The organism is Spirillospora sp. NPDC127506, from assembly GCF_040302145.1.
In the GTDB taxonomy this organism is placed as follows: domain Bacteria; phylum Actinomycetota; class Actinomycetes; order Streptosporangiales; family Streptosporangiaceae; genus Spirillospora.
In genome coordinates, this window is the sequence record NZ_JBEORG010000003.1 from 19,456 (window position 1) to 42,083 (window position 22,628).

Here is a 22,628-nt window from a genome sequence, read left to right on the forward strand (position 1 = left end):
CGCACACTTACCACATCGGTGCAGGTCACGCGTGCGAGCCGGTTCCGGCACCGGCGATACTTGCCGACCGTTGTGGCGTGAACGACACCCGATCACCGACAATGTACGGCGTGAGCGATCTTCCCCGCCGCGCGGTGACGCGGTCAGCAAAGCTGGCGTCCCTCCCCATCGGCTTCGCGGGTCGCACCGCCCTCGGCGTCGGGAAGCGGACCTTCGGCAAGCCCGCCGAGGCGGTCGCGATGGAGATCCAGACGCGCACCGCCGAGCAGCTGTTCAAGGTGCTCGGCGAGCTCAAGGGCGGGGCGATGAAGCTCGGCCAGATGCTGTCGATCTTCGAGGCGGCGCTGCCGCCGGAGATCGCCGGCCCCTACCGGGCCACGCTGACCAAGCTGCAGGAGGCCGCTCCCCCGCTGCCGGCGGCGACCGTCCACAAGGTCCTGGAGGAGTTCCTCGGCGAGGACTGGCGCGACTACTTCGAGTCGTTCGACGACAGGCCGGCCGCCGCGGCGTCCATCGGGCAGGTGCACCGGGCCGTCTGGCACGACGGCCGCGCGGTCGCGGTGAAGGTCCAGTATCCGGGCGCGGGCAAGGCGCTGATCAGCGACTTCAACCAGCTCGCCCGCCTCGGGCGGCTGTTCGGCGTGCTGATGCCGGGGCTGGACGTCAAGGCGATGCTCGCCGAGCTGAAGGAGCGGGTGGCCGAGGAGCTCGACTACACGATCGAGGCCGAGTCCCAGTCCCTGTTCCGCGAGGCGTACCTGGACGACCCGGACTTCTACATCCCCGAGGTCATCGCGCAGTCCGGCGACATCCTGATCACCGAGTGGATGGACGGCACCCTCCTCTCGAAGATCATCAGTGACGGCGACCAGGACACCCGGAACCACGCGGCGCTGCTGTACTGCCGGTTCCTGCTGTCCGGCCCGAAGCGGTCGGGGATGCTGCACGGCGACCCGCATCCCGGCAACTTCCGGCTGCTGGAGGACGGCCGGCTCGGCGTCCTGGACTTCGGCGCCGTGGACCGCATCCCCGGCGGCTTCCAGCGGCGGCTCGGGCTGCTGCTGCGCATCGGCACGATGGCCGACATCGACGAGATCGAGGAGGCGCTCCGCGGCGAGGACTTCATCCGCGAGGGCGTGGAGATCGACACCGAGTCGCTGCAGGCGTTCCTCGCCCCGATCACCGAGCCGTTCATCACCGAGACGTTCAAGTTCAACCGGGAGTGGCTGCGCGACATGGCCGCCCGGGTCACCGACCTGCGGCCGTCCAACGTCGTGCGGCAGCTGAACCTGCCGCCCGAGTACGTGATCATCCACCGGGTGCTGTCGGCGGGCACCGGCGTGCTGTGCCAGCTGGAGTGCGAGATCCCCGCCCGCGCCGAGTCGCTGAAGTGGGTGCCGGGCTTCGCCGGCGACGAGGACGGCGAGCTCGTCCCCGGCTGACGACCCGGCCGCGGACCAGCGGGGCCCCGCGCATTGATGAGATGCGCGGGGCCCGTTGTTCGCGCGCCCGGTGAAGTGGGGCACCGGACGCGCTCCACGTGCCCGCCGGGAGGCGCGCCGCCCGCCGAACCATCCGAGAAGGACGGGGGCGCGGCTGCGACCGGCGGGCGTCCGGTCTCAGTGGTCCCGGTGCCGCGGCTCCGGGACATGGGCGTACGCCTCGCCGCTCGCGGTCGGCGCGAGCAGGACGCGGCGGACGCGGGAGGCCCTCGTCCGGGCGTCCCGCCGCGCGCGGCGGAGTGCGCGCACGCGCGCGGCCAGCTCGTCGGACACGGTCACGGGTATTCGCTCACGGGCGAGGTCCTGGCTGAGCATCGTCATCTCGTTCCCCCCGGCGGCCCGGAGGCGCGGTCCCCGCGCGGGGGCCGCGCCTCCGGGGCGGATTCGGTCGATCGTCGCGGGCATGCCCGCCTCACACCGCCACTTCGTCCGGGCGCGGGTGCTTGCGCGGGCGGCCGCGCGGCCGCTTGCGCGGAACGATGACACCGCGGACGAACAGCTCGCCGCCCCAGACGCCCCAGGGCTCCTTGCGCTCGAGAGCGCCGGCGAGGCACTCCTTGCGGAGCGGGCACTCCAGGCACAGGGCCTTGGCGAGCTCGACGTCGGCGGGAGCCTCGGCGAAGAACAGCTCCGGGTCGGTCCGGCACGGAAGCGTGAGGTCCTCCTCGCTGATCGCGAGGGCCCCCTGCATCACAGTCACCCTTGTTCCTCTCGTTGGATCTCAACGGGTGTGTCGGTGGGTCGTCTGGACAAAGAAGAAGGCCGCGGATCCGGTGTCTGGATCCGCGGCCTGGGGGCTTGCCGGCCTTCGCTAGACCGGTCGCCTCCAGGGATACGGACCCGACACGCCACCCTTGACGGTGACGCCCACGTGGGCCGTGGCCGGAGCCTGGACGTTCGTGTCCTCGATGAGGTGTTCGAAGACACTCCGCCCCTGGTCGTCCTGGATCAGCTGCTCAAAGCGCAGATCGCGCAGCTTCGCGCGCCGCTGCCCGCGCAGCCCGCCGGACGCCGGGAGATAGGCGTCGGGCATGGACATGCGGGACATCGAGGCGCCGCGCACCGAGACACAGGGCATGGAGGCGCCAGGGACGGACGCGGTCCAGGACGACGCGAGTTTCAGCAACGTGCTGCTCACCGGACTGCACACCACCTCTCTGGCTCCTCGGGCCGGGGGCCGGTGGATCAAGATCCACACGGTCGGCCGGTTGAATGCTCGCGACGAGCGTACGGGGATCCCGCCGAATCAAGCAAGATATTTTTGACCTGCGGTTTTGTGGGTGACTTCACCCTTTTCCCGGGGAACCCGCGCCGCCTCGCGGGCGTCGAAGCTCACGGGAGCCCCATAGGGGGACGATCATCCCACAGGCCGCCGGATCAGCGCCGCGGCTCGGCGGAGACCCGGACGAGCCCCTCCTGCATCACCGAGACGACCAGCTCCCCCGACCGGGTGAACACCTGGCCGCGGGCGAGGCCGCGGGCGCCGCCGGCGAACGGCGTGTCCTGGTAGTACAGCAGCCAGTCGTCGGCGCGGAACGGCCGGTGGAACCACATGGCGTGGTCGAGGCTGGCGCCCATCGTCCGCTTGTCGCCCCAGGCCAGGCCGTGGTTGAGCAGGACGGTGTCGAGCAGCGTCATGTCCGAGGCGTAGGTCATGAGGCAGACGTGCAGCAGCGGGTCGTCCGGCAGCTCGCCGTCCACTTTCAGCCACACCTTCGACTCGGGGCTGGCGAGCGACGGGTCCCTGGCCGCCTCCCACGTCAGCGGGGTCGCGTGCCGGATGTCGAACGGGCGCCGGTCGGCGAACTCGCGCGCACCGACCTCGCCGAAGATCGGCGTCAGCCGCGCCAAGCTGTCCGGCAGCGTCTCCGGGGGCGGCGCGTCCGGCATCGCGGCCTGGTGGGACGGGCCGTCCTCGACGATCTGGAACGACGCCGACAGCGTGAAGATCGCCTTGCCGTGCTGGATCGCCATGACCCGCCGCGTGGTGAACGACCGCCCGTCCCGGACCCGGTCGACGGTGTAGACGATGGGGACGAGCGGGTCGCCGGGCCGGATGAAGTAGGCGTGCAGCGAGTGCACGGGCCGGTTCGCGGGGACGGTGCGCCCGGCGGCGACGAGCGCCTGCCCGGCCACCTGGCCTCCGAAGACGCGCTGCCTCCGCTCCTCGGGGCTGCGGCCGCGGAAGATGTCGTTCTCGATCTGTTCGAGGTCGAGGAGGTCCAGCAGGGCCTTGAGCGATTCCTTCACGGCGGCCAGTCTTCCGCATCGGCCCGCGTGACCGCGATCTCACCCCTGCGGCACCGGCTCATCCGCCGGGCCCTGTGACGGGGATCTCAGCCAGCGCGGGTCAGTGGCCGCAGAGGGCGAGGACGGCGTCGCCGTAGCGGTCGAGCTTGACCCTGCCGACGCCGGGGATGCGGGCCAGGTCCTCCAGCGACTCGGGGCCGCGCTCGGCGATCGCCTGGAGGGTCGCGTCGGTGAAGACCACGTACGCGGGGATCTTCTGCTCGGCGGACACCTGGGCGCGCCACTCCTTCAGCGCGATGAGCAGCTCCTCGTTCAGCTCGGACGGGCAGTCCTCGCAGCGGCCGAGCTTGCGCTCGACGGCGGCGGTCAGCGGGCGCCCGCAGACCCGGCAGGGCTGCGGGCCCTTCGCCGGGCGCCGCTTCGACCGGTCGGCGCGGGGCGGCGTGTGCGTGGCGGCCTTGCCCGTCAGGCCGTCGAGGAAGCGGGACGGGCGGCGGTTCTGCGCCCCGCCCGGCGACCGCGACAGCGCCCACGAGAGCGCCAGATGGACGCGCGCCCGCGTCACCCCCACGTACAGCAGGCGGCGCTCCTCCTCGATCTGCGCGGGCGTCTTGGCGTAGACGATCGGGAGCGTGCCCTCGGCCAGCCCGACGAGGAACACCGCGTCCCACTCCAGGCCCTTGGCGGCGTGCAGGGACGCCAGCGTGACGCCCTCCAGCGGCGGCGCGTGCTGCGCGGCGGCGCGCTCCTCCAGTTCGGCGACGAACTCGGCGAGCCCGGCCTTCGGGTCGTCGGCGGCCATGTCCTCCGCGAGCTGGGCCAGGGCGGCGAGCGACTCCCAGCGCGCGCGGGCGGCGCCCGCGCCCTCGGGCGGCCGGTCGGAGAACCCGGCCCCGGACAGGACGTGCCGGACGGTCTGGATCAGCCCCATCCCCTCGGTCTCGGCGTCGGCGCCCGCCCGCGCCGCGCCGCGCAGCCGGACCACCGCCTCGCGCACCTCGGGCCGCTCGAAGAACCGCTCGGCTCCCCGCACCACGTACGGGACGCCCGCCGCCGCCAGCGCCGCCTCGTAGGTCTCCGACTGCGCGTTGATCCGGAACAGGATCGCGATCTCGCGCGCGGGGACGCCCTCGTCGATCAGCTTGCGCGCCCGGCGGGCGGCGTCGTCGGCCTCGGCGACCTCGTCGTCGTACTCGTTGAACACCGGCTCGGGGCCGTTCTCCCGCTGGGCGACCAGCTCCAGCCCGTGCCGCGCTCCCCCGGCCCGGCCGATCACCCCGTTCGCGAGCCGGACGACCTGCGGCGTCGACCGGTAGTCGCGGACGAGCTTCACGACCTTCGCGCCGGGGTGCTCGCGGGTGAAGCCGAGCAGGTGGGACGGGGACGCGCCGGTGAACGAGTAGATCGTCTGGTTGGGGTCGCCGACGACGCACAGGTCGTCGCGGTCGCCGAGCCAGGTGTCGAGCAGCATCTTCTGCAGCGGGTTGACGTCCTGGTACTCGTCGACCACGAAGTACCGGTACTGCTCGCGGACCTGGTTCGCGACGTCCCGGTGCTCGGTGAGGACGGCGGCGGTCAGCTCCAGCATCCCCTCGAAGTCGAGGAGGTTGCGCTCGCGCCTGAGCTGCTCGTACATCGCGTAGACGCGCGCCACGTCCACGACCTCGGCGGGCGGTCTCCGGCCGGCCCCGGCGACCGCGGCCGGGTAGTCCTCGGGGCGGTTCTGGGTGACCTTCGCCCATTCGATCTCGCTCGCGAGGTCGCGCAGCTCGGTCCGGCCGAACGACAGCCGGCAGGCCCGCGCCGCGTCCGCGACGAGCCCGATCTTCGAGTCGATGATCTTCGGGGGTTCGCCGCCGACGACGCGCGGCCAGAAGTAGCTGAGCTGCCGCAGCGCCGCCGCGTGGAACGTCCGGGCCTGGACGCCGGGCGCGCCGAGCTGCCGCAGCCGGCCGCGCAGCTCCCCCGCCGCCCGCGTGGTGAACGTCACGGCGAGCACCCGCTGCGGCGTGACGACGCCCGTCAGCGTGGCGTAGGCGATCCGATGCGTGATGGCCCTGGTCTTGCCCGTCCCGGCGCCCGCGAGCACGCACACCGGACCCTTCACCGCCTCGGCGACCGCCCGCTGCTCGGGGTCGAGTCCCTCCAGCACCGACTCAGCCAACATGCCCCCATACTCGCAGCCCGTCCCACCTGCCTCAGCCGATACGCCCACCTGTGGACAGCGGAGGAATGCGCGGGGCGCGTCTACTGTTCTCCGGTAGGCACTGATCGTCCGAACGAACGAGGAGACGACGAAGCGATGGCGACGCCTTCGACCGCGCATGGCACGGGCCCGAGCGGCCGGCTCACCATGTACACGACCACCTGGTGCGGGTTCTGCCGCCGGCTGAAGAGCCAGCTCGCCCGGGACGGCATCGAGATGGTCGAGGTCGACATCGAGCGCGACCCGGAGGCCGCCGACTTCGTCATGAGCGTCAACGGCGGGAATCAGACCGTCCCCACCATCCTCTACCCCGACGGCACGGCCGCGACGAACCCGAGCGCCAAGGAGGTCAAGCGCCGCCTGGCGGAGATCGCGAAGACCGCGTAGGCCCATCGCGGAGCAGGCCCGCCGGCCACCGGGCCGGCGGGCCTGCTCATGCCCGCGTGCGCGGGGAGCGGACTGCTCGCGCCACGTGAGCGGCTTCAGAAGGCGGGCATCTTGGGGAGTTCGCCGCCGTACCAGCGCATGATGAGCTGGGCGGCGATGGACAGCGGGCCCGGGGCGACGATCTCGCCCGACTCGATGGCGGCGCGCAGCTCGTCCCGCGTGTACCAGGCGGCGTCCAGGATCTCCTCCGGGTCGGGGTTCAGCGGGACGTCGCCGTCCGCCCGCGCGGTGAAGCCCAGCATCAGGCTCTGCGGCAGCGGCCACGGCTGGCTGCCGAGGTAGCGGACGTCCCGGACGGCCAGCCCGACCTCCTCCTTCACCTCCCGCGCGACGGCCTGTTCGAGGGATTCGCCCGGTTCGACGAACCCGGCGAGGATCGAGCGGCGGTCGGCGGGCCACTGCGGTCCGCGGGCGAGCAGGACGCGGTCGGCGTCGTCGGTCACCAGCATGATCACGGCCGGGTCGACGCGCGGGAAGTGCTGCGAGTCGTCGCGCGGGCAGACGCGCACGTGCCCGGCGGACTTCACCCGCGTCTCCGCTCCGCAGCGCGGGCAGTACCGGTTCGTGTTGTGCCAGTGCTCCAGCGCGACGGCGTGGGTGAGCAGGCCGGAGTCGCGGTCGTCGAGGAGTGCGCCGACGCGGCGCAGCCCGGCCGGCTCCGCCCCCTCGATGGTGGGCAGCGGGCCGGACACGCCGTAGTAGACGACGCCGTCGTCGTCCGCGCCGAGGAGCCAGCGCTCTCCGTCCGGCGCCCGGTCCGGCGGGACGAGGACCAGCGCGGGAGCGGGCTCGCGGGTCACGAGCGCCCGCCCGTCCCGGACGATCAGGACGCGCGTCTTCGGATCGTTCCAGGTGGCCTCCAGCCAGGCGTCGTCGCTGCGGTTCAGCGCGACCCGGTCGAGGGTTCCGCGCGCGAGCGCTAGCCACTCGAGGCTCTCTGTCACAGGGGGCACTCCTCTCACACGCACGCGGGGCGTCGTCGGGGGCGACGCCGGGGGCGACGCCGGGGGCCCGCCTCACGCGGCCGCGGGCGGACACGTCGGCGGATACGCCGGCCGGATACGTCAGCGCAGCGCGGTGGCGAGTTCTTCCCAAAGGTACGCGGCGGCCTCCGCGCCCTTGAGCAGCAGCGGGATCTCGACCTTCTCGTTGGGCGCGTGGATGCGGTCGCCGTTCAGCCCGACCGCGACGAAGATCAGCGGCGCGTCCAGGATGTCGGCGAGGTCGGCCTCGGGGCCGCTGCCGCCCTCGCGGGTGAACAGCACCTCGGTGCCGAACGCCCGCTCCATGGCGCGCCGCGCGGCGGCGACGCCGGGCGAGTCGATCGGCGAGAAGCACGGCCGGACGCCGCCGCCCGGGATGCGGACCTCGGCCTCCACGCCGGGCGGGACGTGCTCGGCGACCCACGCCTCGAACGACTCCTGGACCTTGCGGGGGTCCTGGTCGGCGACGAGCCGGAACGAGATCTTCGCGTGCGCCTCGCGCGGCACGATCGTCTTGCCGCCCGGCCCGGTGTGCCCGCCCCACATGCCGTTGATCTCGGCGGTCGGGCGCGCCCAGACCCGCTCCAGGGTCGTGTAGCCCTTCTCGCCGTACGGGGCGCGGCTGCCGCCTGCGGTGCGCAGCCACTCCTCCTCGTCGAACGGCAGGCGCGCGAACAGCTCGCGCTCCTCGTCAGTCAGCGGGACGACGTCGTCGTAGAAGCCGGGCAGGGTGACGCGCCCGCCGGCGTCGTGCAGGGCGGCGAGCAGCGCCGCCATCGCGTGCAGCGGGTTCGGGACGGCGCCGCCGAACGAGCCGGAGTGCAGGTCGCCGGACGGGCCGCGCAGCGTGACCTCGGCCTCGGTGAGCCCGCGCATCCCGGTGCACATGGACGGGACGTCCTCCGCCCACATCGTGGTGTCGCTGATGACGACGGCGTCGCAGGCGAGCCGGTCGCGGCGCTCGCGGAGCAGCTCGGCGAAGTGCACCGACCCCGACTCCTCCTCGCCCTCCACCAGCAGCTTGACGGTCACGGGCGGCGCCTGCCGGCCGGACGCGGCGAGCAGCGCGCGGAGGCCGAGCGTGTGGAAGAACACCTGGCCCTTGTCGTCGGACGCGCCGCGCCCGATGAGCCGGTCGCCCTTCTCGACGGGCTGGAACGGGGCGGTCTCCCACTCCTCCAGCGGCTCGACCGGCTGGACGTCGTGGTGGCCGTAGACGACGACGGCGGGGGCGTCCGGGTCGTCGGCGGGCCATTCGGCGAACACGGCGGGCAGCCCGGCGGTCTCCCAGATCTCGACGGTCGGGAAGCCCTGCTTGCGCAGGCGGGCGGCGAGCCACTCGGCCGATTCGCGCACGTCGGCGGCGTGCGCGGGGTCTCCGGAGATGGACGGGATCGCCAGCCACTCCTTGAGGTCGGCGACGAACCGGTCCCGTTCGGCCTGGATGTACCCGACTACGTCGTTCACCCGCATGCCCCTTCGCATGTGTCGTGTCGTACCGTTGCACCGGCTCCGCAGGCCGTCACCGCCGCGAGCTTACATCGGTGTCAACGCAGTGTTAGGGGAAGCAGCCGTGATCCTCATCGATCCGCCGCTGTGGCCCGCGCGCGGCCGGATCTGGTCGCACATGGTGAGCGACGTCTCCTACGAGGAGCTGCACGCGTTCGCGGCGGAACTGGGGATGCCGCCAAGGGCGTTCGAACGCGACCACTACGACGTCCCGTCCGAGCTGTACGAGGCGGCGGTGCTGCAGGGGGCGCAGGCGGTCAGCTGCCAGGAGCTTCTCCTGCGGCTCACCAGGGCGGGCCTGCGCCGCCGCAAGGACTACCGCCCCCGCGTCGCCGGACGCTAGCCGCCTGTCGCCGGACGCCAGGCGTTGCCGGACGCTAGGCGTTGAGGAGCATCAGTTCCGTCCGGACGTTGTTGCGCGCCGGTTCCTCGAAGCGTTCGCGGGCGGCGGGCGTGTGGAAGAGCTCGGGGAGGGCCAGCAGGCCGTTGAGCACTTCGGCCCGCCCGGCGCGGAAGAACTCGTCGGGGACGAACGCGTACTCCTCCCGGACGGCGGCGGCGTAGGCGGCGTAGGTCTCGGGGTCCGCGCCGAGGATGGCGAGGTCGGCGTCGCACAGGACCTGGCCGTTGCGGTCGTCTCCGTCCGGCGCGTGCGTGGCGGTCAGCTCCACCAGCCGGACGACCTCCTCGACGCGGGCGGGCGCGAGGTCGGTGTCGGCGAGCATGCGGGCGGCGAGGCGGGCGCTGCGCTCCTCGTTGTCCGCCCGTTCGGGGGCGTAGACGGCGTCGTGGAACCAGGCCGCGAGCCGCACGGCGTCCGGGTCGGCGGCGTGCCCGGCCAGCTCGTCCACGAGGTCGAGGACGGCGGTCAGGTGCGTCCGAGTGTGGTAGCGGCGGTGGGGCTCGCCGTAGCGTTCGTCCAGTTCTGTCCCGATATGCCGGGTGTGAGGCCCTGCCAGCGCGACCCACCGGTCGACAAGATCCATGGCCCCATCCTGGCCGATGGGCGCCCGGCCGGGACACGCGGTGCGCCGTTCTTGCACGCGCCGCACCGCCCCGCCACTATGGTGATCACCGTGAGTTAGGCAAGCCTTACCTCACCACGGCTTGCCGCACCATCCGCCCGAACTGGAACCGCCCGAGCTGGAAAGGCCGACCGTGGCCGCCTCTGTCCATCTGGTCGCCGGGAAGGCGACCGACTCGGTGACGTACGGGTTCCTGCCCGCCGCCGCGCGCCTGGGCCGCGACGTGACGCTGCTCACCGACCGCCCCGCCGCGTACCGGTCCGGCCCGCACGCGTTCGGCGGGCCGGTCGTCGGATGCGACGTCTCCGACTTCCGGGACATCGTCGCCCGCGTCGCGGACGCCGGCGGCGAGCCCGCCGCCGTCTTCTCCAACAGCGACTTCCTGCAGGCGCCCGCCGCGCTGGCGGCCGCGTATTTCGGTCTCCCGGCCAAGGACTGGCGGGCGGCGGCCCGCGCGAAGAACAAGGCCCTCATGCGCCGCCACCTCGCGGCCCTCGACCCCGTTTTCTCGGCGGACGCGCGGCGGGTGCCCGCGGACGCGCCGTACCCGCTCGTCGTGAAGCCGCGTGAGGGAGTGGCCAGCGAGGACGTGTTCCTCGTCAACGACGCCGCGGAGCTGAACGCACGGATCGAGGAGATCTCCACCCGGCGGGACGACCCGCTGGTGGCGGAGGAGTACCTGCCGGGGCGCCTCCACACGCTGGAGACCCTCGGCGATGGGCGGGAGCTGCGGGTGCTGGGTTCGTTCCGTACGACGCTCTCACCGCCGCCCTTCTTCGTGGAGGAGCGCCTCGAGTGGACGGAGCCGCCCCCGGAGACGCCCCAGATCCTGCGTCAGCTGGAGGCGCTGGGCATCGGCTTCGGCGCATGCCACACCGAGTTCGTCGTCCACGAGGGCCGCGCCCGCATCATCGAGGTCAACTACCGGCTGATCGGCGACCACTGCGACTTCCTCCTGGCCGACCTGCTGGGCGTCCCGCTCTTCGAGCAGATCCTGCGGGTCCACCTGGGCGAGCCGTTGCCGGGCCCGCCGGCACCGGGCGTGCCGCGTCCGCGGCACGCGGTCGCGGAGCCGGTCATCGCCGACCGCTCCGGCACGCTCACCGCGGCCCCCGGCCCGCTGCGGCTGGACGACGGCCCGGTGCGGCTCTCCTACCGGCCGCAGCGCGCGGTGGGCGACACGATCGCGGTCACCCGCACCAACCGCGACTACCTGGGCACCGTGCGCGCCATCGGGCCCGGCCCGGACGAGGTCGACGCCGCCCTCGCCCGCTTCCGCGCGGCCCACGACTGGACGATCACGTGACGGGCGACCCCGAAGGCCCGTTGGCGGCCCGTGTCCTGGACGCGCTGCTGCGCGAGGACTACGGCGGCATACGCCGCTTCGTCCGCGACGGCGCGTTGGAGATGCCGGGCCGTTCCGTGCGCCTGCTGCGGGCGCGTCCCGTCTTCCTCGCCGAACTCGTCGTGGACCCCGAGCAGGGCCTCAAGCTCACAGACGTCTTCCGAGCCGTCCGCGCGGTCGCCGACCCGCGCGACGACACGGCGGCCTTCGAGCGCGAATGCCTCGACGCGCTGGCGGCCGCCAAGCTGCATGACGACGCCCGTCCGGCCGTGCACCGGCGGCTGGCGCGCGTCCCCGACGAGCTGCGCCGCGGACCCGGGACGTTCTACGAGACGCTGGCGGCCTACAACGGCCATCCGGTGCACCCGGCAGGGCGGGGCCGCGCGGGGCTGTCCATGGCCGATCTGAGCCGCTACGCGCCCGAGTTCGCGCCGTCGTTCCCGCTGCGGTGGGCGGCCGTCCGGAACCCGGTGCTCGCCGGGCCGCTGCCGGAGTGGTGGCCCGCCCCGTCCGACGTGGGGCTGGAGCCGGGGCCGGCGCTCTTCCCGGTCCATCCGCTGGCGGCGCGGCGGGTGCGCGAGCAGCCCGGCGCGACGCTGGCCCCCGCACCGTTCCTGCGGGTCGCCCCGACCCTGTCGATGCGCACCGTGGCCGTCCTGAACGGCGAGACACCGCACGTCCACCTGAAGATGCCGCTGCCGATCAGCACGCTCGGCCTCCGCAACCGGCGCACCATCAAGCCCGGCACCCTGCCGGACGGCGCACTGGTCGAACGCATCCTGCACCAGGTGCTCCGGCGCGAACCTGGGCTCCCCGTCCTCCTCGCAGACGAGCAGACCTACGGCCACGCCAACGACCCCCTGCTCGCCTACCTGGTACGGCGTTTCCCCGCGGACACGGCGCGCGCGCACATCGTGCCCGTGGCGGCCTTACTGGCGGAAGACCCCGCCGGGGGCCACGTCATCGAGCGCTGGGATGTCGAAGACCTCTTCGGCACCTACCTGTCGGCGCTGTTCGCATGGAACGTCACGCTGTTCCGCTACGGCATCGCGTTAGAGGCGCATCAGCAGAACGTCGCCCTCGTCTTGGACGACACGTCCCCGCCCCGCCTCCTCATCAAGGACAACGACGGCGCCCTGATCGACCCGTCCCGGCTCAGGGAGCGTGTGGCTCCATCCCCGGGCACGGACCCGCGCGACCTCTCGGACCGCCGGATGGTCGTCCACGACCCCGACGCGCTCGCCCGCGTGTTCGTCACCATCACGCTGCACCTGTGCGCGGCGGCGGTCGCCGCCGGCCTCGCGGAGCGCGGCCTGCTCCCCTGGCGCACCGCGATCACGATGGTCCGCGACCGGCTCGACGGCGCGCTCGGCCCGGACGACGCGTTCCTGCGCTCCCGCACCCTCGACGCCGACACGCTGCCGGGCAAGGCCATGGTCACCGCCGGGACCCTCGTCGACAAGGCCAGGACCGGCGCGGCCGACATCAACAAGCACTACGGGCCGCCAGGGCCCAATTACCTACGGGACGCGACGTGCTGCTGACTGGGCTCTCACAACACACCGGTGCGGCCGCCACGGCCGGCGACGCCACGGCGACCGCGCTGCTCAACTGCCTGATCCGCGAGGTATGCGCGCCCGAGCAGCAGGTATGGCCGGACGGTGCGCGGCTCGTCGTCCGCCTGCCCCGGGCCGGGGTCGTGTTGCGCGCGGGCCTGGCCCGTCCCCCGGCCGGCCCTACGCACCGCCTGGCACCGCCCTACGAGGAGCGACGCGAGGACGAGTGGATCCCGGCCCCATGGGATCGGCTGGCGAACCTGGTCGCGGGCGAGCTGGAACTGGCGACAGGCCGTCCCAACCCGGAGTTCCTTGCCCAGGTGGACGCCAGCCACACCGCACTGGCCGCCATCCTCGCCGCCAGGGGCGAGCCCTCGGACGACCGGTACATCGCCTCGGAGCAGGCCCTCGTGGCGGGGCACCGTTTCCATCCGTCTCCGAAGTCCCGCCAGGGGGCGCCCGAAGACTGGCTGCGGTACGCACCCGAGACGAGGGCTCGTTTCCGTCCGCACTGGCTGGCCGTCCACGAGGACCTCATCGCCGAAGAAGGGCACCCGGACGCGTTCACGGCCTTGTCGTCCCATGGGCCGGACGCTCCGCCCGGCCGAAAGCTGCTTCCCGTCCATCCGTGGCAGTTCTCCCTGCTGGCGGACAACCTCGTCCTGCGGAGCGCCATGGCGCAGGGCCTCGTACTCGACCTCGGTCCGTCCGGCATGGAGGCGATCCCGACCTCGTCCGTCCGGACCGCCTACCTGCCGGACGCGGACGTGTTCTGCAAGTTCAGCCTGGACGTGCGCATCACCAACTGCGTGCGCAAGAACGCCTGGTACGAGCTGACCGGAGCGATGGCCCTCAACGATCTACTGCCGCCCATCTTCGAGAAGCTGGACTCGACGCTCCTGTCAGAGCCCGCCTACCGCAGCGTCGCGCTCCCCGACCGCCGCCTGTACGAGGGCCTGGGGGTGATCCTGCGCCAAGGCGTCAGATCGCTTCCCGGGACACCACTGCTGGCAGGAGCGCTGACCGACCCTTACAGCACGTTCCTCGCAGACCTGCCCGCCCTCTCGACCCCGGAGAACGCACGAGCATGGTGGGACGCCTACGTCGCTCATGTGGCACCACCCGTTCTTCGCGCCTACTTGGATCACGGTGTCGTCCTGGAACCGCACCTCCAGAACGTCCTTGTCTGTGTCGACTCAACGGGAATGCCCGTCCATGCCGTGTTCCGCGACCTTGAGGGGACCAAACTGACCGCCGGGCGCTGGGACCTCGCCCACCTCCCGCCCCGCGTGGCCGAAAGCATCACCTACGCGCCCGACCGGGGCTGGAACCGCGTCGTCTACTGCCTGCTGGTCAACCACCTCACGGAGATCGCGGCCGCCGTGGCCGACCTCCATCCGCACCTGGAAGCAACGCTCTGGCAGGACGCGAGGAAGTACTTCGCCGCGCACGACCGCCACCCTCAAGTCAGGGCTCTGCTGGCCGGAGTCCCGCTGCCGGCCAAGGCGAACCTCCGCACCCGCTGGGCGCGCGCGGCCGACCGAGGCGCCACCTACGTTCCCGTGCCCAACCCGCTGGCAGCACCCCGACCGCTATGAACGAACTCGCCCTGAGCCTCGACGCCTACCCGGCCTACGTCTACGACCTGCCGGGCTTGGAACACCACATAAGGACGATCCGTGCCGCTCTCGGCCCCACGGAACTGTTCTATGCCGCGAAGGCCAACCCGGATGCCGAGATACTCCGCACCCTCGCGCCCCACGTGGACGGCATCGAGGTGTCATCAGGCGGCGAACTGGCCCACGTCCGGCAAACCCTGCCGGGCAAACCGCTGGCCTTCGGCGGCCCCGGGAAGACTCCTGAAGAACTGCGCCAAGCCCTGACCGCGGACCGCATCCACGTGGAAAGCCCGAACGAGCTGAGACGACTGGCCGCGCTAGGCCCCGCCGACATCCTTCTCCGCGCGAACCTGCCCTTGAACACCCCGAACGCCGCCCTCACCATGAGCGGCCCTTTCGGCATGGACGAGGACGCGCTCAACGAATGCGCCCGCCTCCTGGCCGACAACCCGCACCTCACCCTCCGGGGCGTGCACGCCCACCTGGCCTCCGGCCTGGACGCGCCCACCATGCTCGACCTCGCCCACCAGATAGCCGACTGGGCACTCCCCTGGCTGAAGGCCCGCGGCGTGGACGAGCCCGAACTGAACGTGGGCGGTGGAATGGCGGTGGACTACACGTCCCCCGAAGCGCTCTTCGACTGGCGTACCTATGGCACCGGCCTGGCCTCCATCCCGGCCAAGGTCCGCATAGAGCCGGGCCGTGCCATCACGGCCTACCACGGCTGGTACGTCACCGACGTCCTGGACGTGAAGACGACCAGGGGCGAGACCTACGTGATCCTCAGGGGCGGTACGCATCACCTCAGAACCCCGGTGACGAAGGGCCACGACCAGCCCTTCAGCATCCTGACCGCCATGGGCCCGGAGTCACCCGCCACCCTCGTCGGCCAGTTGTGCACCCCGAAGGACGTGTTCGCCCGTGACGTCCCCGTCCCGCCCCTGTCCCCCGGTGACGTGGTCGCCTTCGCGATGGCCGGCGCCTACGCCTGGAACATCTCCCACCACGACTTCCTGATGCACCCCAAGCCGGCCTTCCACTACCTGCGCTGAGCTCCCTTTCGTCCGAGACCGGGCGACGGACGGGTCGTGAACGTCCTGGGCCACCGCTGAGGAGCGTCAGGGACGCGGCTCCCCGTACCAGCGCCAAGAGGTGAGGCGCGGGCGGCCGGGGAGTTCCGCGCGTCCCGTCGCCCACAGCAGCGTCGTCCAGGGGTCGGTGTCGCGGGGCGCATCGGGGAACAGGCGGCCGAGCGCCCGCGAGCACAGGCCCGCGGGCGGCTCCCAGGCGAGCCCCAGCCCTTCGGCGAGGTCATGGGTGTGGACGAGCGTCTCCACGACCCCCATGGCGGCGAAGCCCTCGGCGTCGGCGGCGCCGAAGACGTGGTGGGCGCGGACATCGGGAGAGGCGGTGCGCACCATCGCGACGAGAAGTCCGCCGCACGCATCGAGCACTTGCAGCAGCCCGTCCGGCCCGGCCTCGCGGTCCGCGTGGATGACGTTCGCGGGGCCGCCCGGCCGCCGGCTCCACCAGACGAACGGCACTTCGCCGTCCATCGGCGGCGCTTCCGGGCCGAGCTGGGCGGCGTACGCGAACAGGTCGTCGCTCAGATGCTCGACGGTCTCCCAGCAGTCCCATTCGAGCGATCCGGCCTTGCCGTCCCACGCGTCCGGCGGCGCCTCCCGGAGAACGGACACGGCAAGCCGGACGGCCGACTCCACATCGTCGGCGGTCACGGCGGCATTCGAGGTCGGCATCCCTCGACGGTAACCAGCGATACGGAGGTACCGAGGTCGATATTTGGCGGGACGGTGGGTATGTCCTTGCGCCACGGCCGTTGACGGAGAGAGGCGTTCTGTGTTGGTCGAGAGGCTGCGCGGGGTCGCGCTGGCGGGCGGACGGGCGGCGAGGGCCGTCAGGAACACGGGGGTCCTGCGGCCGGTGCGTCCGGACCGCGCGCTGCGGCTGCCGTTCCCGTATCTGCGTTTCGGGCCCGTGCCGGCGACACTCTGCGCGATGTCGGCGCTGCGGTTCCCGCAGCGCACGGCGCTGATCGACGAGCGCGGCGCGCTGACCTACGCGGAGCTGGACCGGCGGGCCGCGTCGCTGGCCACCGCGCTGAGGAGCCGGGCCGGGGACGGCCGGGTCGGGGTACTGTGCCGCAACCACCGCGGGTTCGTGGAGGCGGTCCTCGCGGTGACCCGGCTGGGCAACGACGTCGTCCTGCTCAACACCGACTTCTCCGCCGCGCAGCTCGGCCGGGTCGCGGAGCGCGAGGGCATCTCGTTCCTCGTCCACGACGAGGAGTTCGCCGCCGCCGTCGACGAGTCGGGCTTCGCCGGCGGACGGGCGGTCGCCTGGGCCGACGGCGCCTCCGGCACCACCGACGCGCTGATCGGCGCCACCGAGCCCGAGCGGGTCGCCCCGGAGCGGGCGAGCAACGTCATCGTGATGACGTCCGGGACCACCGGCACGCCGAAGGGCGCCCGGCACGACATGTCGCTCTCGGCGCTGCTGCCGGCCGCGCTCACCCACGCCATGCGCGTGCCCGTCCGGTCCGGGGCGCCGATCGTGGTCGCGCCGCCGCTGTTCCACATCCTCGGCTTCGCGTACACGGCGGTCGCTCTCGGGATGGGGATGCCGCTCGTCCTGTCGCGGAGGTTCGACGCGCGGGAGACCCTGCGGGCCGTCGCGGACCGTCGCGCGGAGGCGCTCGTCGCGGTGCCGGTGATGCTCCAGCGCATCCTGGAGGTGGACGGCAGGCCGGAGACACCGCACCTGCGCGCGGTGGTGTCCGGTGGTTCGGCGCTCCCTCCGCACCTGTCGGAGGCGTTCATGGACGCGTTCGGCGACGTCCTCGTCAACGTGTACGGCGCGACGGAGACCGGGTGGGCGACCATCGCCACGCCGGACGACCTGCGCAGCGCGCCCGGCACCGCCGGGCGGCCGTCCCTGCGGATCGCCGTCAGGATCCTCGGCGAGGACGGGCGGGAGGTCCCGCGCGGGGAGGTCGGGGAGATCTACACCGGCGGCGGCCTGCGGTTCGCCGGGTACACGGGCGGCGGCGGCAAGCGGGTGCTGGACGGCCTGACGGGCACCGGCGACCTCGGCCACCTCGACGAGGCGGGGCGGCTGTTCGTCGACGGCCGCGCCGACGACATGATCGTGTCCGGCGGGGAGAACGTGTTCCCGGGCGAGGTGGAGGACCTGCTCGGCGGGCACCCGGACGTCGCGGACGTCTCGGTGACCGGCGTGGACGACGAGAAGTTCGGCCGGCGGCTGGCCGCGTACGTGGTGCGGGCGCCGGGCTCGTCCGTCACCGAGGACGACCTCAAGGCCCACGTGAAGAAGCACCTGGCCCGGTACAAGGTGCCGCGCGACATCCGGTTCGTCCGGGAACTGCCCCGCACGAGCACGGGGAAGGTCAGGGCGCGGGCGCTGCCGGGCTGAGGGCGGCGTCCGGGCCCAAGGCCGCACGGTCCCGGACGCGCCCGGTCAGTGGAGCGGGACGCGAGACCGCCGGCGCCGGGCCCCGGCGCGTCCGGTCAGGCGGCGCCGCGGTTCTTGGCGGCCATGCAGATGCGGGCGAGGTCGTTGAGGGCGTCGGCGCGGCGCTCGTCCAGGGTGCGGCGGTCGCCCGGGCCGGCCTCGGCCAGGGTGTCGATGACCAGGGAGAACACCGGCCATTCGGCGGGGCCGATGGCGCCCTGGAAGTCGACGCCGTCCTCCAGGTCGTCCAGGTCGAGGTTGCGGGCGAACGTGGCGAGGGCGGCCTCGGCGGCGACGACTCCGATGCGCATCGCCAGCGCGGCGGGCTCGCGGTCGAGGGACCGCGCGGTGGTGGAACCCATGTTCGACAACATAGAACATATGAGCGATCCACGTCGAACGTTTGCTCGAAACGTTACCCGGCGATCGCCTGCTGGAACAGGTACGAGTGCGTGAAGTGCAGGACGCCGTCGACCATGCTCGGGCGCATGCCGGTCGCCGGCCCGCCCTCCAGCTCGTCCCGCAGCTCCCGCCTGATCCGCGCGGCGTCGCCGGCCGGCGTCCGGGCGAACTCCAGCCACGGGTCGAGCGCGCGGACGTAGTCGAACCGCTCGGCGCGCTTCACCTCCGCGCCCGCCGCCGTGACGAGGTCCGCGATCTGCGACTCGGTGAGCATGGTGGCGTGCGAGGGGTCGCGGAGCCGCTCGATGCGGTCGGGGTCGCCCTCCAGGCCGTCCGGGCGGATGAGGTCGGCGATGATCAGCGCGGCGCCGGGACGGCTCACCCGGGCCATCTCCTTCACCACGGCCTCCGGGTCGGCGACCTGGTGCAGCGAGAAGCGGGTGACGACCAGCGTGAACGACCGGTCGACGTACGGCAGCGCGCTGGCGTCGCCGTGGGTGAAGGTGATGTTCATGAGGCCCGCGTGATCGGCGTCGCGCTTGCCTTCGGCGAGCATCGCGGGCGTGAGGTCGAGGGCGGTCACGTGCCGGACCCGGTGCGCGATGGCGCGGGACACGAGGCCGGTGCCCGCCGCGACCTCCAGGACGACGTCCTCAAGGTCGAGCTCGGGGTCCATGAAGCGGACGAGCCGGTCCAGATGGCGGGTGAACGCGACGTTGAGCCGCGGGTCGGCGAAGCCGGCCGCCTGCTTGGAGAACTCCTGTACGACTTTCTCGTCGTGGGTCACCGTCACCGTCGCCTCCCTCACATGGTTGCCCGGATCATCCCCGAAAGCACTCACGGTGAACAGGGGTGAGTGAGACTCATCACCCCGATTCCGGGACAAATCACACGGCTACGGGGCACCCGTGACGATCACAGCGCGGGGACGCCGTCCAGCAGCGCGGCGAGCCCGGCGGCGTCCAGCAGGTCGGCCGGGCGGACGGTGACGTTGGCGGCGACGTAGTGGAACGCCGCGCTCACCTGGTCGACGTCCACGCCGGCCAGCTCCGCCCACGCCAGCCGGTACGCGGCGAGCTGCACCGACGCGAAGCGCGCCTCGTCGCCGGACGGCGGCGACCCCGTCTTCCAGTCGACGACCTCGTAGCCGCCGCCCGGCGACCGGAACACGGCGTCCATCCGGCCCCGGACCAGCCGGTCGCCGATGATCGTCTCGAACGGCACCTCGATGTCGAGCGGCTCGCGGGACGCCCACTCCGACTCCTCGAACCGGGCCCGCAGCCGGTCGAGCTGCGCGTCGTCGGCCGCGCCCTCGTCGGCGGCGCCGGGCAGCTCGTCCGGGTCGATGAGGCGCTGCTGCCCCCAGCGGCTCTCCAGCCAGGCGTGGAACGCGGTGCCGCGCCGCGCGTAGGGGGCGGGCGGGCGCGGCATGGGCCGGCGGATCTGCCGGGCCAGCGCCGCCGGGTCGCGCGCCAGCGAGACGAGGGACGACACCGACAGGTGCGCGGGCAGCTCGACGAGCATGCCGTCGCCGCCGCGGCCCCGGTCGCGTTCGGCGAGCAGCAGTTCGACGTCGCGCGCCCACGCGGTCATGCGGGCGCGGTCGGCGTCGGACAGCCCGGCGTCGCCGGCCCAGTGCCGGGTGCGCCCGGCCATCTCGTCCTGGACCATGCGGGCGCCCTCGACGACCGCCTCGTACCGCTCCCGCGCGGTGATGCCGGACCGGCCTCGCTCGCCGGGCGCGACCGGCCACCGCGCCTCCTCGGGGTCGGCGAGCAGCGGGTTCGCGGCGCCCTCCTCCGGCGGGTCGGTCCACACCGGGACGGACCCGGCGCCGGCGACGCAGACCGCGCGCACCTCCTCCAGGAACGGCGAGGGCCCGAGCGGGCGCCCCGACGACCCCCACCAGTAGCCGGTGGCGATGAGCAGGCTGGACGCGCGGGTGACCGCGACGTAGGCGAGCCGCCGCTCCTCCCGCAGGTCGCGTTCGGCGCACGCCCGGTCGAACTCGGCGAGGTCGTCCTTCTCCAGCCCGGTCAGCACGGGCAGGTCGGCCCGGTCGCCGCGCAGCATGAACGGCAGGACGCGCGGGTTCGCCGTCCAGCGGGTGGCGTTCTGCGGCGGCGACGGGAAGACCGACCCCTTGGCGGGGCCGCCGTTCTTCTGCGGGGTGTACGACAGGCCCGGCACCACGACGACGGGCCACTCCAGGCCCTTGGACGCGTGGACGGTGAGGAGCTTGACGCTGTCGGTCTCCCCGACGCGCCCGGCCTCCAGCCCGAACTCCTCGGTCTCGGCGGCCTTGAGGTAGGCGAGGAACGCGCCGAGCGTCGGGTCTTCGGCGTCGCCCGCGAAAGTGGCGGCGGCGTCGATGAAGGCGTCGAGGTCGGCGCGGGCGGTGACGGGGTCGAGCCCGGACCGCGCGGCGACCTCGATGTCGAGCCCGAGCGCCCGCTCGACCTCGGTGACCAGGTCGGGCAGCGGCAGCCCGACCTGGCTCCGCAGGCCGCGCAGCTCGTCGCGGAGGCGGCGCAGCCGCCCGTACCCCTCCGGCGAGTACGCGTCCGCCGGGCCGAGGTCGTCGAGGGCGTCGACCAGGCTCCCGGTCTCCTGGCTCAGCTCGCCGACGAGCTGCCGGAGCGGGTCGCCGGACGGCGCGGCCTCGTCGCCGCCGGGTTCGGTCCCGTCGCCGCCGGGTGCGGCCGCGCCCTCGGGCGGCGTCACGTCGCGGGCGGACTCCTGCGCCAGGGCGCGGGCCCGGCGGCCGAGCGCGACGAGGTCGCGGGGGCCGAGGCGCCAGCGCGGGCCGGTGAGCAACCGGGCGAGGGACGCGCCCGCGGCCGGGTCGTGCATGACCCGCAGCGTCGCGACGACGTCCTGCACCTCGGGGACGGTGAGGAGGCCGCCGAGCCCGACCACCTCGACGGGGATGCCGCGCGCCTCCAGGGCCCGCCTGATCAGCGGGAACTGCGACCGCTTGCGGGCGAGGACGGCGATGTCGGAGTACCGCAGCGGCTCCGCCAGCGGCCCGCCGTCGGGCGCGGTCCCGGGGTCGGCGGCCATGAGGCCCGCGATGCGCGCGGCGATGCGGTCGGCCTCGTCCTCGACCGTGTGGAAGAGGGCGCATTCGACGCGCCCGCGCCCTTCGCGCCCGGCGCCCGGGACCAGGCGCGGCACGGCCTTCGTCTCGGCGCGCAGCTCCTCCTGCACCTTGGCGGCCGCCTCGAGGATGCGCTCGCCGTTGCGGAACGACCTGCTGAGCTGGACGACGGGCGCGGGCACGGGCCGCCCCCCGCCGGCGCCGGGCCGGAGGGGGAAGTCGTGCGCGAACCGCAGCAGGTTCCCGGCGCTCGCGCCGCGCCACCCGTAGATCGACTGGCACGGGTCGCCGACGGCCGTCACCGGGTGGCCGCCCGCGAACAGCGACCGCAGCAGGACCAGCTGCGCGTGCGAGGTGTCCTGGTACTCGTCGAGCAGCACGACGGAGAACCGGGACCGCTCGATCATCCCCACCTCGGGATGCCCGGCGGCGATGCGCGCGGCGAGCGCCATCTGGTCGCCGTGGTCGATGACCTCTCGTTGGGCCTTGGCCCGCCCGTACGCCTCGACCAGCGGCATGAGCTGCTCGCGGACGGCGTGCTTGGCGAGGATGTCGCGCTGCGCCTTGAGCGGCTTCTTCACCGCGGCGAGCCGCTCGTCCAGCCAGGCGCCGACCCTGCGGACGTCCTCGGCGGTCCGCAGGTGCTCCGCCAGGTCGCCGGCGAGGTCCATGACGGCCTTGGTGACGGTGTCGGGCTGCCAGTCGACGCGGTCCATGGGGCCGTGGTAGGCGTCGACCACCCGCGAGCAGATCTGCCAGGCGACGGCCGGCGAGATCAGCCGCATGGTGGGTTCGAGCGCCTCGCGCAGGGCGTGGTCGCCGAAGAGCCGCGCCGCGTACGAGTGGTACGTCGACACCGTCGGCTCGCCGTCGAACAGGGCCTCGCCGCCGAGCCGCTCCAGCTCGTCCCCCGGCAGGACCTCGCGCAGCCTGTCGAGCCGCTTGCGCACGCGCACGCCGAGCTCGGCGGCGGCCTTGCGGGTGAACGTCAGCCCGAGGACGCGCTCCGGCCGGACGAAGCCGTTCGCGACCAGCCACACCACCCGCGCGGCCATCGTCTCGCTCTTCCCGGACCCGGCGCCCGCGATCACCGCCATCGGCGCCAGCGGCGCCTCGATCACCCGCGCCTGCTCCTCCGTGGGCGCCGGGATCTCCAGCAGCCGGGCCAGCTCTCCCGGCGTGATCACCTCGCTCC

The 22,628-nt window shown here is 73.2% G+C and carries 20 protein-coding genes; 8 read left to right on the top strand and 12 right to left on the bottom strand.

What is annotated here, in order from left to right; translation table 11 throughout:
- Positions 1-110 precede the first annotated feature (110 nt).
- Positions 111-1,442: an ABC1 kinase family protein gene (locus ABTW95_RS04445; protein ID WP_396448988.1), complete on the top strand. Its 1,332-nt coding sequence runs from the start codon at positions 111-113 to the stop codon at positions 1,440-1,442.
- A 177-nt stretch (positions 1,443-1,619) separates the two neighbouring features.
- Here the strand turns inward: ABTW95_RS04445 and ABTW95_RS04450 are convergent, their stop codons facing one another.
- From ABTW95_RS04450 to ABTW95_RS04470, 5 genes are all read right to left on the bottom strand, one after another.
- A complete protein-coding gene (locus ABTW95_RS04450) occupies positions 1,620-1,823 on the bottom strand; it encodes a hypothetical protein (RefSeq protein ID WP_500224511.1) in 204 nt (67 codons plus the stop codon).
- A 91-nt stretch (positions 1,824-1,914) separates the two neighbouring features.
- Positions 1,915-2,193, bottom strand: a complete 279-nt coding sequence (locus ABTW95_RS04455) for a WhiB family transcriptional regulator (protein ID WP_089326219.1) — start codon at positions 2,191-2,193, stop codon at positions 1,915-1,917.
- Between the two features lie 120 nt (positions 2,194-2,313).
- Complete coding sequence (locus tag ABTW95_RS04460; protein WP_500224514.1) at positions 2,314-2,640, bottom strand: hypothetical protein; 327 nt, start codon at positions 2,638-2,640, stop codon at positions 2,314-2,316.
- 239 nt (positions 2,641-2,879) lie between these two features.
- On the bottom strand, positions 2,880-3,752 hold the full coding sequence (gene tesB, locus ABTW95_RS04465; protein ID WP_500224515.1) for an acyl-CoA thioesterase II: 873 nt from the start codon (positions 3,750-3,752) through the stop codon (positions 2,880-2,882).
- 100 nt (positions 3,753-3,852) lie between these two features.
- Entirely contained in the window at positions 3,853-5,919 is a 2,067-nt protein-coding gene (locus ABTW95_RS04470; protein ID WP_500224517.1) for an ATP-dependent DNA helicase UvrD2, read from the bottom strand.
- A 135-nt stretch (positions 5,920-6,054) separates the two neighbouring features.
- Between ABTW95_RS04470 and ABTW95_RS04475 the strand changes: the two genes are divergently transcribed.
- Positions 6,055-6,345: a mycoredoxin gene (locus ABTW95_RS04475; protein WP_396448983.1), complete on the top strand. Its 291-nt coding sequence runs from the start codon at positions 6,055-6,057 to the stop codon at positions 6,343-6,345.
- A gap of 95 nt (positions 6,346-6,440) precedes the next feature.
- On the opposite strand, the gene nudC is transcribed toward ABTW95_RS04475, so the two are convergent.
- Positions 6,441-7,349 carry an NAD(+) diphosphatase gene (gene nudC / locus ABTW95_RS04480; protein WP_500224522.1) on the bottom strand — a complete coding sequence of 303 codons (909 nt, stop codon included), beginning with the start codon at positions 7,347-7,349 and terminating at the stop codon, positions 6,441-6,443.
- Positions 7,350-7,469: 120 nt separating this feature from the next.
- On the bottom strand, positions 7,470-8,855 hold the full coding sequence (locus tag ABTW95_RS04485) for a dipeptidase (RefSeq protein ID WP_500224528.1): 1,386 nt from the start codon (positions 8,853-8,855) through the stop codon (positions 7,470-7,472).
- Between the two features lie 106 nt (positions 8,856-8,961).
- Here ABTW95_RS04485 and ABTW95_RS04490 point away from each other — a divergent pair, with 106 nt between their 5' ends.
- Complete coding sequence (locus ABTW95_RS04490) at positions 8,962-9,240, top strand: DUF4031 domain-containing protein (protein WP_500224531.1); 279 nt, start codon at positions 8,962-8,964, stop codon at positions 9,238-9,240.
- A 34-nt stretch (positions 9,241-9,274) separates the two neighbouring features.
- On the opposite strand, the gene ABTW95_RS04495 is transcribed toward ABTW95_RS04490, so the two are convergent.
- Positions 9,275-9,883 carry an HD domain-containing protein gene (locus ABTW95_RS04495; protein WP_396448980.1) on the bottom strand — a complete coding sequence of 203 codons (609 nt, stop codon included), beginning with the start codon at positions 9,881-9,883 and terminating at the stop codon, positions 9,275-9,277.
- A 172-nt stretch (positions 9,884-10,055) separates the two neighbouring features.
- Between ABTW95_RS04495 and ABTW95_RS04500 the strand changes: the two genes are divergently transcribed.
- Genes ABTW95_RS04500 through ABTW95_RS04515 form a run of 4 tightly spaced genes read left to right on the top strand, consistent with a single transcriptional unit; the run spans position 10,056 to position 15,494 of the window.
- Complete coding sequence (locus tag ABTW95_RS04500; RefSeq protein ID WP_500224532.1) at positions 10,056-11,228, top strand: ATP-grasp domain-containing protein; 1,173 nt, start codon at positions 10,056-10,058, stop codon at positions 11,226-11,228.
- Positions 11,225-12,811: an IucA/IucC family protein gene (locus tag ABTW95_RS04505; RefSeq protein ID WP_500224534.1), complete on the top strand. Its 1,587-nt coding sequence runs from the start codon at positions 11,225-11,227 to the stop codon at positions 12,809-12,811. The genes ABTW95_RS04500 and ABTW95_RS04505 overlap by 4 nt, the downstream gene beginning before the upstream one ends.
- The gene (locus ABTW95_RS04510) at positions 12,802-14,421 is read left to right on the top strand and encodes an IucA/IucC family protein (RefSeq protein ID WP_500224536.1); all 1,620 of its coding nucleotides are present in this window, start codon (positions 12,802-12,804) and stop codon (positions 14,419-14,421) included. The genes ABTW95_RS04505 and ABTW95_RS04510 overlap by 10 nt, the downstream gene beginning before the upstream one ends.
- Entirely contained in the window at positions 14,418-15,494 is a 1,077-nt protein-coding gene (locus ABTW95_RS04515; protein WP_500224537.1) for a type III PLP-dependent enzyme, read from the top strand. The genes ABTW95_RS04510 and ABTW95_RS04515 overlap by 4 nt, the downstream gene beginning before the upstream one ends.
- Before the next feature lie 66 nt (positions 15,495-15,560).
- On the opposite strand, the gene ABTW95_RS04520 is transcribed toward ABTW95_RS04515, so the two are convergent.
- Positions 15,561-16,199 (bottom strand): DinB family protein, encoded by a 639-nt coding sequence (locus ABTW95_RS04520; protein WP_396448975.1) that lies wholly within the window; start codon positions 16,197-16,199, stop codon positions 15,561-15,563.
- Between the two features lie 100 nt (positions 16,200-16,299).
- Here ABTW95_RS04520 and ABTW95_RS04525 point away from each other — a divergent pair, with 100 nt between their 5' ends.
- Complete coding sequence (locus ABTW95_RS04525; RefSeq protein WP_500224539.1) at positions 16,300-17,892, top strand: AMP-binding protein; 1,593 nt, start codon at positions 16,300-16,302, stop codon at positions 17,890-17,892.
- Positions 17,893-17,987: 95 nt separating this feature from the next.
- Here the strand turns inward: ABTW95_RS04525 and ABTW95_RS04530 are convergent, their stop codons facing one another.
- From ABTW95_RS04530 to ABTW95_RS04540, 3 genes are all read right to left on the bottom strand, one after another.
- Positions 17,988-18,293 carry a hypothetical protein gene (locus ABTW95_RS04530; RefSeq protein WP_396448973.1) on the bottom strand — a complete coding sequence of 102 codons (306 nt, stop codon included), beginning with the start codon at positions 18,291-18,293 and terminating at the stop codon, positions 17,988-17,990.
- 53 nt (positions 18,294-18,346) lie between these two features.
- Positions 18,347-19,126: a class I SAM-dependent methyltransferase gene (locus ABTW95_RS04535; protein WP_396448972.1), complete on the bottom strand. Its 780-nt coding sequence runs from the start codon at positions 19,124-19,126 to the stop codon at positions 18,347-18,349.
- A gap of 122 nt (positions 19,127-19,248) precedes the next feature.
- Positions 19,249-22,620, bottom strand: a complete 3,372-nt coding sequence (locus ABTW95_RS04540) for an ATP-dependent helicase (RefSeq protein ID WP_500224543.1) — start codon at positions 22,618-22,620, stop codon at positions 19,249-19,251.
- Between the last annotated feature and the right edge of the window lie 8 nt (positions 22,621-22,628).